13 protein-coding genes are annotated in these 13251 nt (G+C 64.6%); 4 read left to right on the top strand and 9 right to left on the bottom strand.

Going from position 1 to position 13251, the window contains the following annotated elements; genetic code table 11:
* Nucleotides 1-11: 11 nt before the first annotated feature.
* Nucleotides 12-815 carry an MOSC domain-containing protein gene (locus tag ATY02_RS25895; RefSeq protein ID WP_068585607.1) on the top strand — a complete coding sequence of 268 codons (804 nt, stop codon included), beginning with the start codon at nucleotides 12-14 and terminating at the stop codon, nucleotides 813-815.
* An 80-nt stretch (nucleotides 816-895) separates the two neighbouring features.
* On the opposite strand, the gene ATY02_RS25890 is transcribed toward ATY02_RS25895, so the two are convergent.
* From ATY02_RS25890 to ATY02_RS25855, 8 genes are all read right to left on the bottom strand, one after another.
* On the bottom strand, nucleotides 896-1180 hold the full coding sequence (locus tag ATY02_RS25890) for a pyrimidine/purine nucleoside phosphorylase (RefSeq protein ID WP_068585611.1): 285 nt from the start codon (nucleotides 1178-1180) through the stop codon (nucleotides 896-898).
* 74 nt (nucleotides 1181-1254) lie between these two features.
* Nucleotides 1255-1794 carry an exonuclease domain-containing protein gene (locus ATY02_RS25885; protein WP_068585614.1) on the bottom strand — a complete coding sequence of 180 codons (540 nt, stop codon included), beginning with the start codon at nucleotides 1792-1794 and terminating at the stop codon, nucleotides 1255-1257.
* A gap of 121 nt (nucleotides 1795-1915) precedes the next feature.
* Nucleotides 1916-3871 (bottom strand): acetyl/propionyl/methylcrotonyl-CoA carboxylase subunit alpha, encoded by a 1956-nt coding sequence (locus ATY02_RS25880; protein WP_068585617.1) that lies wholly within the window; start codon nucleotides 3869-3871, stop codon nucleotides 1916-1918.
* Between the two features lie 28 nt (nucleotides 3872-3899).
* On the bottom strand, nucleotides 3900-4697 hold the full coding sequence (locus ATY02_RS25875) for an enoyl-CoA hydratase/isomerase family protein (protein ID WP_068585619.1): 798 nt from the start codon (nucleotides 4695-4697) through the stop codon (nucleotides 3900-3902).
* Nucleotides 4694-5851, bottom strand: coding sequence for a citronellyl-CoA dehydrogenase (atuD, locus tag ATY02_RS25870; protein WP_068585621.1), 1158 nt, complete (start codon nucleotides 5849-5851; stop codon nucleotides 4694-4696). Before atuD ends, ATY02_RS25875 begins: the two co-directional genes overlap by 4 nt.
* Nucleotides 5852-5928: 77 nt before the next feature.
* On the bottom strand, nucleotides 5929-7545 hold the full coding sequence (atuC, locus tag ATY02_RS25865; protein ID WP_068585624.1) for a geranyl-CoA carboxylase subunit beta: 1617 nt from the start codon (nucleotides 7543-7545) through the stop codon (nucleotides 5929-5931).
* A gap of 3 nt (nucleotides 7546-7548) precedes the next feature.
* A complete protein-coding gene (locus ATY02_RS25860) occupies nucleotides 7549-8418 on the bottom strand; it encodes an SDR family oxidoreductase (RefSeq protein WP_068595479.1) in 870 nt (289 codons plus the stop codon).
* A gap of 9 nt (nucleotides 8419-8427) precedes the next feature.
* Nucleotides 8428-10218 carry an acyclic terpene utilization AtuA family protein gene (locus ATY02_RS25855; RefSeq protein ID WP_068585631.1) on the bottom strand — a complete coding sequence of 597 codons (1791 nt, stop codon included), beginning with the start codon at nucleotides 10216-10218 and terminating at the stop codon, nucleotides 8428-8430.
* A gap of 188 nt (nucleotides 10219-10406) precedes the next feature.
* Here ATY02_RS25855 and ATY02_RS25850 point away from each other — a divergent pair, with 188 nt between their 5' ends.
* From ATY02_RS25850 to ATY02_RS25840, 3 genes are all read left to right on the top strand, one after another.
* Nucleotides 10407-11030 (top strand): TetR/AcrR family transcriptional regulator, encoded by a 624-nt coding sequence (locus tag ATY02_RS25850; RefSeq protein WP_068585634.1) that lies wholly within the window; start codon nucleotides 10407-10409, stop codon nucleotides 11028-11030.
* Nucleotides 11031-11126: 96 nt separating this feature from the next.
* Entirely contained in the window at nucleotides 11127-11921 is a 795-nt protein-coding gene (locus tag ATY02_RS25845; RefSeq protein ID WP_068585637.1) for a substrate-binding periplasmic protein, read from the top strand.
* Nucleotides 11922-12013: 92 nt separating this feature from the next.
* Entirely contained in the window at nucleotides 12014-12370 is a 357-nt protein-coding gene (locus ATY02_RS25840) for a pyoverdine biosynthesis protein (RefSeq protein WP_068585641.1), read from the top strand.
* Between the two features lie 36 nt (nucleotides 12371-12406).
* On the opposite strand, the gene ATY02_RS25835 is transcribed toward ATY02_RS25840, so the two are convergent.
* Entirely contained in the window at nucleotides 12407-12955 is a 549-nt protein-coding gene (locus ATY02_RS25835) for an RNA polymerase factor sigma-70 (protein ID WP_068585644.1), read from the bottom strand.
* Between the last annotated feature and the right edge of the window lie 296 nt (nucleotides 12956-13251).

The following is a 13251-nucleotide window of genomic DNA, read 5'->3' as shown; positions in this document are numbered from 1 at the left end:
GGGAGCAGGACATGCGTCTTAGCGCGCTTTATCGGTATCCGTTGAAATCCGCCAGGGGCGAGACCCTGCAACAGATCGGCCTGGACAAGCTCGGCCTTGAGGGCGATCGCCGCTGGATGCTGGTGGATGAGGCCAGCGGACGCTTCCTGACCCAGCGTGCCGTGGGACGGATGAGCCAGCTCTCGGCATTGTGGAATGCCCAGGGCGGCCTGACCCTCAGTGCCCCGGGCCTGGCCCCGCTGGAGGTGGCGCTGCCGAATGAGACGGCGGCCCTGCGCGGCGTGACCATCTGGCAGGACACCTTGCGGGTGCCCGATGCCGGCGACGAGGCCGGGGCCTGGGTCAGCGAATTCATCGGCAAGCCCACGCGCCTGGTGCAGGTCCCGCTGGAGCGGGCGCGGACCACCGCCGCCGGCTACGGCAAGGATGATGACCAAGTCGCCTTTGCCGACGGTTTTCCCTTGCTGCTGATCGGCCAGGCCTCCCTGGACGACCTGGCGAGCCGGGTTGGCCGCCCCTTGGAGATGCTGCGGTTTCGGCCCAACCTGGTGGTCGAGGGCAGCGAAGCGTTCGCCGAGGACAACTGGAAGCGGGTGCGTATCGGCGATGTCGAGTTCCGCGTGGTCAAGCCTTGCTCGCGCTGCATCCTCACCACCATCGATCCGCAGACGGGCGAGCGCAGTGCTGATCGTGAGCCCCTGGCGACCTTGCAAAAGTACCGGGCCCGGGAGGATGGAGCGATGTTCGGCCAGAACCTGGTCAACGACGGTCATGGCCAGTTGCAGGTGGGCATGCCGGTGACCGTTCTCGAATAGCCTTGGCGAGGCAAAAAAATGCCCGTCTCCTGGTGGGGGGACGGGCATTTTTCATGCGTTGCTAAAAACCGGGCGAGGGATCAGCCGCGGTATTCGCACAGGTAGGCGGTGTCCACCGCGACCTTGAGCTGAAACTTGCTGTTGGCCGGTACGTTGAAGTGGCTGCCGCCAGCGAAGGTCTGCCACTCGTCGTTGCCTGGCAGCTTGACGGTCAGGGCGCCGGAAACCACGTGCATGATTTCCCGTTGCGCGGTACCGAATTCGTATTCGCCCGGGGCCATGACGCCAATGGTGGCGGGACCTTCGGCCGTGCCGAAGGCAATCGACTTGACGGTGCCGTCGAAGTACTCGTTGACTTTAAACATGGGCGATTCCTCAAGAATGGGTCAAAAAGGCCGGCCAGTATGCACAAGGCCCGAAGGGCCGTCACCTGTCGCCATCAGGGAAGAATCAGCGGCAATAGGCGCGCCGTATTTCGTGCATCTTCCAGCGCCCGGTGCTGCTGGCCGTTGAACTGCATGCCCGCCAGTTGCAAGGCGGCATTCAGGCCCAGGGGGCGCTCCAGGCGCCGGGCCTTGGCGAAGCGCTGCTTGAGGTTCATATGGGGGACATCGTTGAGCAGGCTGTGCAAGTGCTGGTTGTGCCACTCCAACTGCAACTGCTTGCGATCGTAGTCGCCCCAGCTGGCCCAGCCTTCCAGGCGCGGCTGATGCTGGGTCAGCCAGCGTTCGAATTGGCTCCAGACTTCGGTCAAGGGCGCGGCGGCGTCGATGTTGGCCTGGGTGATGTGGGTCAGTTCGCGGCAGAACGGCGTCAGCATCGGGCGCCGCAGGGGACGCACGAAGCGCTGGAAGTGGTCCTGTTCCCGGCCTTGGCGGTTGACCAGCGTGGCGCCGATCTCGATGATTTCCATCTCGCTCACCGGCCAGCCCCCTTCATCCGTCGTGGCTTCCAAATCTATTACCAGCCAGTGGGGCATTACGAATTCCAGCCTTCAACCTTCTTGATGACGCTTGAGCGTAGCCAAAGCCGGGGAATCCGCCTAGGGGGCAGCGCCAGGCGGAGTACTCCGTGGCCGGCATCGATGGCCGCCTGCCGGCCTATTCCACCTCCAGCAGTACCTGGCGGTTCTTCACCTGGTCGCCGAGGCCGACCTGGACCCGGGTGATCATCCCGTCGATTCCGGCCTTGAGCGGATGCTCCATCTTCATCGCCTCCAGCACCAGCAATAGCTGGCCCTTGCTGACGCGCATGCCCTCGCTCACCAGCACGTCGACGATGGCGCCATCCATCGGTGCCTTGAGCGTTCCCGAATGGGCACTCAACTGGCTCTGGACCGGGGCATGGGTTCGATCCTGCAGGTGCAGGCTGCCCTGTCGGCTGTGCAGCCAGAGCTCCTGGTTTTCCAGGTGGTAGGCGTAGTGCCGGCGGATGCCCCCAACCTCCAGGATGGCCCGGCGACCGTCGGCGCTGCAGACCTTCAACTCCACTAATTGCCCTGCCTGGTGGACCTGCACCAGGCCTGCGGTCCCCGGGCTCAGTTGCAAGGACCAGTGCCGTTCCTCCTGTCCCAGGCCGTAGTGCAGCGCTACACCGGCGTTATTGCGCCAGGCGGCGAGCGGCCCGGCATGGGCCTTGGCGCCGTGGTGATGAAACAACGCGGCGGCGATGGCCAGTTCCTCGTGGCCGGGAAGCTGCGGTTGCAGGCTCGGATCCTCGGCAAAGTGTTCGGCGATGAATGCCGTGCTGAACTGGCCGCTGGCGAACACCGGGTGCCCGAGCAGGTTGGCCAGCAGGCGCCGGTTGCTTTCCAGGCCCAGCAACACGCAATCCTCGACGCCGCGCAGCAGCTTGCGCCGGGCCTCCTCACGGGTGGCGCCGTGGGCGATCAGCTTGCCCAGCATCGGGTCGTAGAAGGGGCTGACCCATTGGCCTTCCTGTACGCCATGATCGGTGCGGATGCCCGGCGCCGGTTCCCAGCGCAGCACCTGGCCGGTCTGTGGCAGAAAACCCTGGGCCGGGTTCTCGGCATACAGGCGTACTTCGATGGCGTGGCCGGACAATCGCACCTGTTCCTGCTTCAGCGGTAGTGGCTCGCCGGCAGCCACCTGCAGTTGCAGGGCCACCAGGTCCAGGCCGGTGACCAGTTCGGTAACCGGGTGCTCCACCTGCAGGCGGGTGTTCATTTCCAGGAAGTAGAACTGCCCCCGGGCATCGAGCAGGAACTCTACGGTGCCGGCGCCAACATAGTCCACGGCCCGTCCGGCCTTGAGCGCCGCTTCGCCCATGGCCTGGCGCAACTCCTGGGTCATGACCGGGCAGGGTGCCTCCTCGACGATCTTCTGGTGGCGGCGCTGGATCGAGCAGTCGCGCTCGCCCAGGTAGATCAACTGCCCGTGGTGATCGCCGAAGACCTGGATCTCCACATGGCGCGGCTCGACCAGCGCTTGTTCCAGGATCAGTTCGTCGCTGCCGAAGGCGTGCAGCGCCTCGGAGCGTGCGGTCCTGATCTGCTCCAGCAGTTGCCCGGGTTCCTGTACCAGGCGCATGCCGCGCCCACCGCCACCGGCACTGGCCTTGATCATCAACGGATAACCGATGCGCTGGGCTTCGCGCTGCAAGGTGGCATCGTCTTGTTCTTCGCCCTGGTAGCCCTGGATGCAGGGCACGCCGGCCTCGAGCATGGCGAGTTTCGAGCGGCGCTTGCTGCCCATCAGCTCGATGGCCGCGGCGCTGGGGCCGATGAAGGTGATGCCGGCAGCCGCGCAGGCCGCGGCGAACTCGGCGTTCTCCGAAAGAAAGCCATAGCCGGGATGGATGGCATCGGCGCCGCTGCGCCGGGCTGCATCGAGGATCGTGGCGCTATCCAGGTAGGACTGCTGGACCGGCGCGGGGCCTATGCGCACGGCTTCGTCCGCCATGCGCACATGGGGCGCCTCAGCGTCGGCGTCGCTGAATACGGCGACGGTGCGATAGCCCAGCTGCTGGGCGGTGCGCTGGATCCGGCAGGCGATTTCGCCACGGTTGGCGATCAGGATCTTGGTGAACGCGGGCATCGTAGGCTTCCTGTGTCTGTGTGGGGCGTCAGCCGGCCCAGGACGGTTTGCGTTTCTGCACGAAGGCCAGGGTGCCTTCGGTGCCTTCCTCACCGCTGACGGCCTGGGCGAAGTCGTCGGCGGCCTGGTCCAGTAGCGGTCCCAGGGGCTGGTCGACGCTGGCTAGCAGCAGGGCCTTGGTCTGTGCATTGGCCCCAGGGGCGCAGCGCAGGACCTGCGCCAGTTGCTGCTCCAGGCGCTCCTGCAGCGCCGTGGCATCGTTCTCGACGAAGTGCACCAGGCCCAGTTGCCGGGCCTCTTCGCCATCGAAGCGGGCGGCGGTCAGCGCCAGGCGCCGGGCCTGGGTCAGGCCGATGCGCCGGACCACGAACGGGGCGATCTGTGCCGGCAGCAGGCCGAGGCTGGTTTCCGGCATGCCGAACTGCGCCGAGTGCTCGGCGATGGCGATATCGCTGACGCAGGCCAGGCCAAAACCGCCGCCGAGCACCGCGCCCTGCAGTACGCAGACCAGCACCTGGGGGACTTTCTGCGCTTCTTCGAGCAACGCGCCGAAGGCCCGGTTCAATTCACGGTAGGCCGCGGCACCCCTGGCCCGGGCGCCGGCCATGTCCTTGAGGTCGCCACCAGCGCAGAAGTGTCCGCCAGCGCCCTGCAGCACCAGGGCCCGGATGCTGCGGCGCTCGTTCACGGCGGCCAGCACCGTGCGCAATTCCGCCACCATCTCGAGGCTCATGGCGTTGCGGCACTCGGGGCGGTTGAGGGTGATGAACAGCACGCCGTCGCGTGATTCCAGCAATAGGGTCTGGCAACTCGGCAACAGGCTCATTTCTTCTTCCCGGGCAGGATGCCCATGAGTTTGCAGATGATCCCCAGCATGATCTCGTCGGCACCGCCGCCGATGGACACCAGGCGCACATCGCGATAGGCCCGGGCCACCGGGTTGTCCCACATGAAACCCATGCCGCCCCAGTACTGCAGGCAGCTGTCGCTGACCTCGCGGCCCAGGCGCCCGGCCTTGAGCTTGGCCATGGAGGCCAGGCGGGTCACGTCCTGGCCGCGCACGTATTGTTCGGTGGCCTGGTACACCAGGGCCCGCAGGCACTCGATCTCGCTGGACAGCTCGGCCAGGCGGAAGTGGATCACCTGGTTATCGATCAGCGGGTTGCCGAAGGTCTTGCGCTCCTTGCAGTACTCGATGGTGCTGTCGATGCAGTACTCCAGGCCCTTGATCATGTTCGCCGCGCCGAACAGCCGCTCCTCCTGGAACTGCAGCATCTGCATCATGAACCCGGCGCCTTCGTGGCCGATGCGGTTGCGCTGGGGCACCCGCACGTTGTCGAAGAACACCTGGGCGGTTTCCGAGCTGCGCATGCCGAGTTTGTCCAGGTGCGGGCTGAGGCTGATACCAGGGGCGTTCATCGGCACCATGATCAGCGACTTGTTGACGTGGGGCTTGTCGTCCGATGTGTTGGCCAGCAGGCAGATGAAATCGGCGCTGGGGGAGTTGGTGATCCACATCTTGCTGCCGTTGATCACGTAGTCGTCGCCGTCCTTGCGGGCGTGGGTCTTGAGCCCGGCCACGTCGGAGCCGGCCCCGACCTCGGAAACGCCGATGCAGCCCACCTGCTCGCCGCTGATGGCCGGGCGCAGGAATTCGTCGCGCAGTTCATCGGAGCCGAAGCGCGCCAGGGCCGGGGTGCACATGTCAGTCTGCACACCGATGGACATGGGAATGCCGCCGCAGCGGATGGTGCCGAACTCTTCGGCGGCAACGACCGAGTAGCTGTAGTCCAGGCCCATGCCGCCGAACTTCTCTGGCTTGGAGATGCCCAGCAGGCCCAGCTCGCCGGCCTTGCGGAAAATCTCGTGGATGGGGAAGCGCCCGGCTTCTTCCCATTCATCGACATGGGGGTTGATCTCGCGCTCGACAAAATTGCGCACCGTGCGCCGCAGTTCTTCGTGTTCCTGGGTGAAGATCATTGTTGTTGTCCTTCTCAAGTTGAGTGACGTCGCCAGCGGATCGTTGTGGCCCACTACCTGCGGGCCGTTCTGCGCGATCAGAACCGCGCCACACCAAAGCTGTTGGGTTGCAGCGGGCGCACCTGGGCTTCATGGCAGATGTCCAGCAGCAGGCCCAGCAAGGTGCGCGTGTCACGCGGGTCGATCAGCCCGTCGTCCCACAGGTTGGCGCTGCCGTACAGTGCGGTGGACTGGCTGTCGAGCTTCTGCGCGGTGACCTGCTCCAGCATGTCGAGCATCTTCGGGTCGGCCTCCTGGCCGTTCTTGGCGTGCTTGGCCTCGGTGACGATGCGCAGCACCTTGCCGGCCTGGGCGCCGCCCATCACCGCGGTACGGCTATTGGGCCAGGCGAAGATGAAACGCGGGTCCAGGCCGCGGCCGCACATCGCATAGTTGCCGGCGCCGTAGGAGCCGCCGACCACGATGGTCAGCTTCGGTACCCGGGCGTTGGCCACCGCCTGGATCAGCTTCGAGCCGTGCTTGATCACCCCTTGCTGCTCGGATTCGGTGCCGACCATGAAACCGGTGGTGTTGTGGAAGAACAGCAGCGGTGTCTGGCTCTGGTCGCAAAGCTGGATGAACTGCGCGGCCTTGCTCGCGCCCTGGGGGGTGATCGGGCCGTTGTTGCCGATGAAACCGCAGGCCCGGCCCTGGATCTGCAGGTGACCGCAGAGCGTCTGGGCATCGAACTCGCCCTTGAATTCCAGGAACTGCGAGCCGTCCGCCAGGCGCGCGACGATTTCCCGGGCGTCGTAGGGTTTCTTCGGGTCGTCGGGAACCAGCCCCAGCAGTTCCTCTATCGGGTACAACGGTTCGCTCCAGGTCCTGGGCGGCTGTGTCGGCAGTTGGGCATTCCAGGGCAACAGGCTGACGATCTCGCGAACGATACGGATGCCGTCGGCATCGTTTTCCGCCAGGTACTCGGCGGTACCGGCAACCTGGGCGTGCATTTCGGCGCCGCCGAGCTGTTCGTCGGTGGCCACCTCGCCGGTGGCGGCCTTGAGCAAGGGCGGCCCGGCGAGAAACAGCTTGGCCTTGCCGCGTACCACCACCACGTAGTCCGACAACCCGGGCTGGTAGGCGCCGCCAGCCGTGGCCGAGCCATGCACCACGGTGATCTGCGGCAGGCCCATGGCCGACATCCGCGCCTGGTTGGCGAAGCTGCGCGCACCTTCGATGAAGATCTCCGCCGCGTAGTTGAGGTTGGCGCCGCCGCTTTCGGCCAGGGTCACCACCGGCAGTTTGTTCTCCATGGCGATCTGCTGCAGGCGCAGGGACTTGTACAGGCCGCTGGGGGAAATGGTGCCGCCCTTGATCGCGCTGTTGTTGGCCGCTACCAGCACGCGCACCCCGCAGACATAGCCGATGCCGGCGATCAGGCCGCCACCGGCCTGGCTGCCGTCCTTGTCGTCGTGCAGCTTGTAGCCGGCCAGGCCGGCCAGTTCGAGGAACGGTGCGCCCGGGTCCAACAGCAGGTTGAGGCGCTCCCGGGGCAGCAACTGCCCACGCTTTTCAAACTTGGCCTTGGCTTCGGCGGCCTTGTCCAACTGGTGTTGCTGGATGTCGCGCAGCTGTTGCAGGCCGGCCAGCATGGCCTGGTGGTTCTGGGCGAATTGCGCGCTGTGGGGATCGAGTTGGGATTGGATCACCGGCATGGCTTATTCCTCGCCCTTGAGCACATCGGGCAGGTAGGCCCGATGAAAACCGTTGTACGAGTGGCTGTTGCGCGCCTTGCCCAGGGGCCAGGCGCGGCTGCCGAGGCTGGCGGCGCCGTCGATGCGCAAGGTGCTGCCGCTGATGAAGGCCGCGCCGGGGCTGAGCAGGAACACGATGGCCGCGCTGACTTCCGATTCGCTGCCGATGCGCTTGAGCGGCACATGCTCGCGCAGGGTGGGAATCACCGCCTTGAAGGCGCCTTCGTAGGTGTCCATGCCGCTGGAGGCGATCCAGCCCGGGGCCACGGCGTTGACCCGTACCCCGGCATGCCCCCATTCGTAGGCGGCGGTCTTGGTGAAGTTGTCCATTCCCGAGCGCGCAGCGCCGGAATGACCCATGCCGGGCATGCCGCCCCACATGTCGGCGAGCATGTTGACGATGCTGCCGCCGTGCTTGCTCATGGACTGGTTGAACACTTCCCGGGCCATGAGGAAACCGCCCACCAGGTTGGTGCGCAGCACGGTCTCGAAGCCCTTCTGGTTGATCGAGGCCAGAGGCGCCGGGTACTGGCCGCCGGCGTTGTTCACCAGGCCATGGATCGGGCCAAAGCGCTCGATCAGTTCACCGACCAGGGCCTTGACCGCCTCCTCGTCGCGGATGTCGCAGGCCTGCCAGTCCACCAGCCCACCGTCCTCGGCGATCTCGCCGGCGACCTGCTGGAGTTTTTCCGCTTTGCGCCCCACCAGCAGCACCCGGGCGCCCAGGGCCGCCAGCTCATGGGCGGTGCAACGGCCGATGCCACTGCCGCCGCCGGTGACGAGGATGGTCTGGCCGGCAAACAATTGCGTTTTGAAGATCGAGTCGTACACCACGGCAGCTCCTTAATTGACGGCGTCGGCGATGCGCTGGGGCACCGGGATCTGGATTTCCAGCAGTTGCTGGGCGAAGGCCTTGCCTTGGGGGTCGATGCGCAGGCTGGCGACGCCACCGCCGCCCAGGGCGTTTTCCAGGAGGAAGTTGAGGCTGTGGGTGCCTGGCAGGTACCAGCGCTGGACCCGGCCGTGGACCGGGTCCAGCACATGGCTCATCCAGTCCACCAGGACTTCCGGGGCCAGGGCCTCGGCGATCCACGGCAGGTAGTCGGGGTGGCGGGCCATGACCCCGATGTTGCTGTGGTTGCCCTTGTCGCCGGAACGGGCCACCGCCAGCTTGACCAGGGGCACGCTGGCATCGGCCTGGCCCTGGGGCCTGGGCAGCGGGTGGGGAACGGGCAGGGCGCCTGGGTCCAGCGGGTCGGGTTCAGGCAGGGAGCAGGCATGGCGCTGGCCGGCGAAGTCGATTTCCAGGTGGCAGCGGTCCTTGTCCAGCAGGAAGGAGAACAGGCGGATCACCGGGTACACCGTCGGCCGCCCGCCGACGATGCCGGTCAGTCCCGGGGCCATGCCGGTGGCGGCCTGGGCGATCTCCCGGGAGAACAGCACCAGGGCCGCCTTGTTCGGGTGGCGCACGGCCAGCTTGATCACCACTTCGCGGCTGTCCTGGCGCTGGCCGTGGGGGCCATAGGTGGCCTCGCTGCCCAGTAGTTCGATGTTCACTTCGCTGTAGGGGCCCCAGCCGCGCTGGCTGAACATCTCGCTGGTCTTGTCGATGATCGCCTGGCTGACCCGACGGGCCTTGGCCACCGCGTCGATGCCGGCCAGCAGGCAACTGGCGGTGCAGCGGAAACCGTCCGGGTAGGTGGCGCTGACCTTGTATTGATGGCTGGGGGGTATGCCCCGGGCGCCCTGGACGCTGACTCGGTCGGCCGCTTCCTGGCGCAATTGCACCTGGGAAAAATCGCAGATCACATCCGGCAGCAGGTAGGCCTGGGGGTTGCCGATCTCATACAGCAGTTGCTCGCCCACCGTCAGCGGGCTGACCAGGCCGCCCGTACCGGGTGCCTTGCTCACCACGAAACGACCGTCGGCCTGGACCTCCACCACGGGGAAGCCGATGTGCTCGTAGTCCGGTACGTCGCGCCAATCGGTGAAGTTGCCACCGGTGCACTGCGCGCCGCACTCGATGATGTGCCCCGCCAGGGCGGCCTGGGCCAGGCGGTCGTAGTCCTGCCAGGACCAGGCGAACTCGTGCACCAGAGCGGCACTGACCACGGCGCTGTCGACCCCGCGCCCGGTAATGACGATGTCGGCCCCCAGTTCCAGGGCGGCGACTATTCCCGGGGCACCGAGGTAGGCGTTGGTGGAGACGCACAGGGGGGGCAGTGGAGCGCCGGTGAACATTTCCTCGATACCGGCGCCGGCCAGCTCCTTGAGCTGTGGTTGCAGGTCGTCGCCCAGCAGCACGGCAATCTTCAGCGGTACGCCGGCCTTGGTACAGGCGGCGCGCAACGCGTCGGCACAAGCCTGGGGGTTGACCCCACCGGCATTGCTGATGACGCGGATCTTCTGGGTATGGATCGAGGCCAGTAGCGGGGCGAGGACTTCGACGAAATCCGTGGCATAGCCTGCGCCAGGATCTTTCATGCGCGCCCCGGCCATGATCGACAGGGTAATTTCGGCCAAATAGTCGAACACCAGGTAGTCCAGGCGAGCGCCTTGTACCAGTTGTGCAGCGGCGCTGCTGGTGTCGCCCCAGAAGGCACTGGCGCAGCCGATTCGTACGGTCTTGGTCATGGCAGGGCTCTCTAGAAAAGAACTGCACGGAGGCTACCAAGCAAGCGCTTGGTTTGTAAATGCCTTGATCTATTCTTCTACCCAAGCGCTTGCTTGGGGGTCGTGAGGAGCTTAAATTGCGCGCGCATGCCCGGTTTTAACGGGCCCGGCCCCAGGGCTATCGATGAAGTGAAGGTAGGAGAACACCGGTGGACGAGCAAAAGGCCCAGCAGGTAGTACGCGAGCTGATCGCCAGTGGGCAAGTGACCGATCCCGATAGTGCGCGGGGCAAGTTGTTGCGCACGGCAGCGCACCTGTTTCGCAACAAGGGCTATGAACGCACCACCGTGCGCGACCTGGCCAGTGCGGTGGGTATCCAGTCCGGCAGCATCTTCCACCACTTCAAGAGCAAGGACGACATCCTGCGGGCGGTCATGCAGGAAACCATTCACTACAACACGGCCTTGATGCGCGCCGAGCTGGCCGAGGCCGGCAGCGTGCGCGAGCGCGTGCTGGCACTGATTCGCTGCGAATTGCAGTCGATCATGGGGGGCAGCGGCGAAGCCATGGCGGTGCTGGTCTACGAGTGGCGTTCGCTGTCGGCCGAAGGCCAGGCGGCGGTCCTGGCCCTGCGCGACGTCTACGAGCAGATCTGGCTGCAGGTACTGGGGGAGGCCAAGGAGGCAGGATTCATCAAGGGCGATGTGTTCATCACCCGACGCTTTCTCACCGGCGCCCTGTCCTGGACCACTACCTGGTTTCGCGCCGAGGGCAGCATGAGCCTGGAGCAATTGGCTCAGGAAGCCTTGTTGCTGGTGCTCAAGGAGCATTGACGCGCTGATTAATTGTCGGTTGCGAGATTGTCTCCGTAACTGAAAACGCCTAGCTTTACGGCATCCCTATTCTTTTGTCCGAGGTGTGTTGCCTTGATGTCCTTGCCGTTGCGATCGGCCTTGCGAATGCTCTTGCTGGCGCTGGCAACACTCTGGATCGGCCCGGTTTTCCCGGCGCAACTGGTACGGGTCGCCGCGGCGCACTTCCCACCCTATACGGTGCGCCCTGAAACCGGGGCCGACACCGGCCTGCTGCCGCAATTGGTGGAGGCTCTCAACCAGTCCCAGAGCGATTATCAGTTCGTCCTGGTGCCTACCTCCATTCCCCGCCGATTCCGGGATTTCCAGCAGGGCCGGGTGGACATGGCGATCTTCGAGAACCCGGCCTGGGGGTGGCAGGGTATCGAACACACCAGCGTCGACATGGGGCTCGAGGATGCGGAGATCTTCGTCGCCCAGCGCCAGCCCGGGCGTGGCCAGGACTATTTCGCCGATCTCAAGGGCAAGCGCCTGGCGCTGTTCAGCGGTTATCACTATGCCTTTGCCCAGTTCAACGCCGACCCCAAGTATCTCACCGACACCTATGACGCCACGCTGACCTATTCCCATGACAGCAACCTGTTGATGGTCCTGCGGGGCAGGGCGGATATCGCCCTGGTGACCCGTTCCTATCTCAGCGACTTCCTGGCACGCAATATCGACAGCACCGACCAGTTGCTGATCTCCGAGCGGATCGACCAGGTCTACCACCACTACACGCTGATCCGTCCCAACGCGCCCATCACGGCCCAGGACTTTGCCGGGTTGCTGCAAAAACTGCGCGAGAGCGGCCAGTTGCTGAAGATCTTCGATCCGTACCGCATCGTGGTCTCGCCCGTGCCTCAGGCCTGAGGCCGACATTGTCGCGGTTCGGCCGGGCGGGCTAAATTTTCTTCGATGGCCCACGTCACTTGGTTGATTGTCCAACCGACGGTGATCTGGTCATGGCCCTTGTGAACCCGCTGAACATTGACGCACTGCGCGCCAGCATGGTGGTTGGTATCGATGGGATTGCCGCCCGCCAGGCGCTGTTCCAGCCAGGGGCGAACAGCGTCCAGGAACCCTCCATCCAGATCCAGGCCGCCGAAGCGGCACGGCAGGAACGGTTGGCATTCTGGTTGTCGGCCCAGGTCCACGCTTTGTACCTGGACCCACCGGGTTGCGAAGGGCCCCCGGCGTTTGTCCATGAGTCCGCTTGTGCCGGGCCTGACCGTTGTCGGTACTGCCAGCGGGAGTTTGATCTGCTGCACAAGCGCGCGGCCTTGCGGGTTTTGGGGCAGAGCGGCCTGCTCGAGGGATGAACGGCATTGGCCGGGTAGCCCGGCATCGGTCGCGGCTCAGCGACGGGCGAAGGTATCGGGGCGATTACCCGAGACTTTGCGGCAATGCACCAGTGCATCGCGAATCATGAAGTTCACCAGGGTCGGCGAGACACCAAGTTCCTTGGCGATGTCCTTCTGTGGAACGCCGTGCAGGCGATACATCTCGAATGCGTAGCGAGTGCGGGTTGGCAGCTCGGTCAAGGCATCGGCGATATTTTCCAGGGTAGAGAAGTTCATGTGGGAGGTTTCAGGTGAGGCGCCATGGACGACTACGTTCAAACCTTCCTCTTCGGTGCCCGAATACTTCTGTTCCAACGCCTGCTTGCGATAGTGATCGATGGCCAGGTTGCGCACGATCTGGAACAGATAGCTGAGCTGAGCCTTGAACGAGGAGGTGATTTGCGGTGCCGATTGCAAGCGGAAAAACGCGTCTTGAACCACATCTTCAGCTCGTGACCGGCAGCCGGTGATACGCGCTGCAATCTTGACCAGGATCAGCCTGTTATCGACAAATGCCTGGAGTAACGGTGAATCGCACCTGCTTGTGGATACTTGTTCCGTCATGGAAATCACCTTGTTGCAAAGAGGGTAGTGGGACTACTGAAGCGTCAGACGCGTCCTACACATCGAGCGACAAATTAGGCTGAATGATAATGATTGTCAATTGAGAAAAAGAACTAATGCTCTCCTGATTTACAAATTGCGAACGGGTGCTCGCCTCCGTTCCCAAGCAGGGTTTGCAGAGCAGGATGCGGACTAATTATTTCAAGACGTCATCCGTTCCCATTGGAGAATGATTCCGGGTAACAGACCCGGCCACGGCGCCTTCCTGAGATCCATGGTCCACTTGTAACTGTCTG

This window comes from Pseudomonas sp. BIOMIG1BAC (genome assembly GCF_001705995.2).
GTDB lineage: Bacteria > Pseudomonadota > Gammaproteobacteria > Pseudomonadales > Pseudomonadaceae > Aquipseudomonas > Aquipseudomonas sessilinigenes.
Note: the sequence above shows the minus strand (reverse complement) of the source record. Positions and strands in the feature narration are given on the sequence as shown.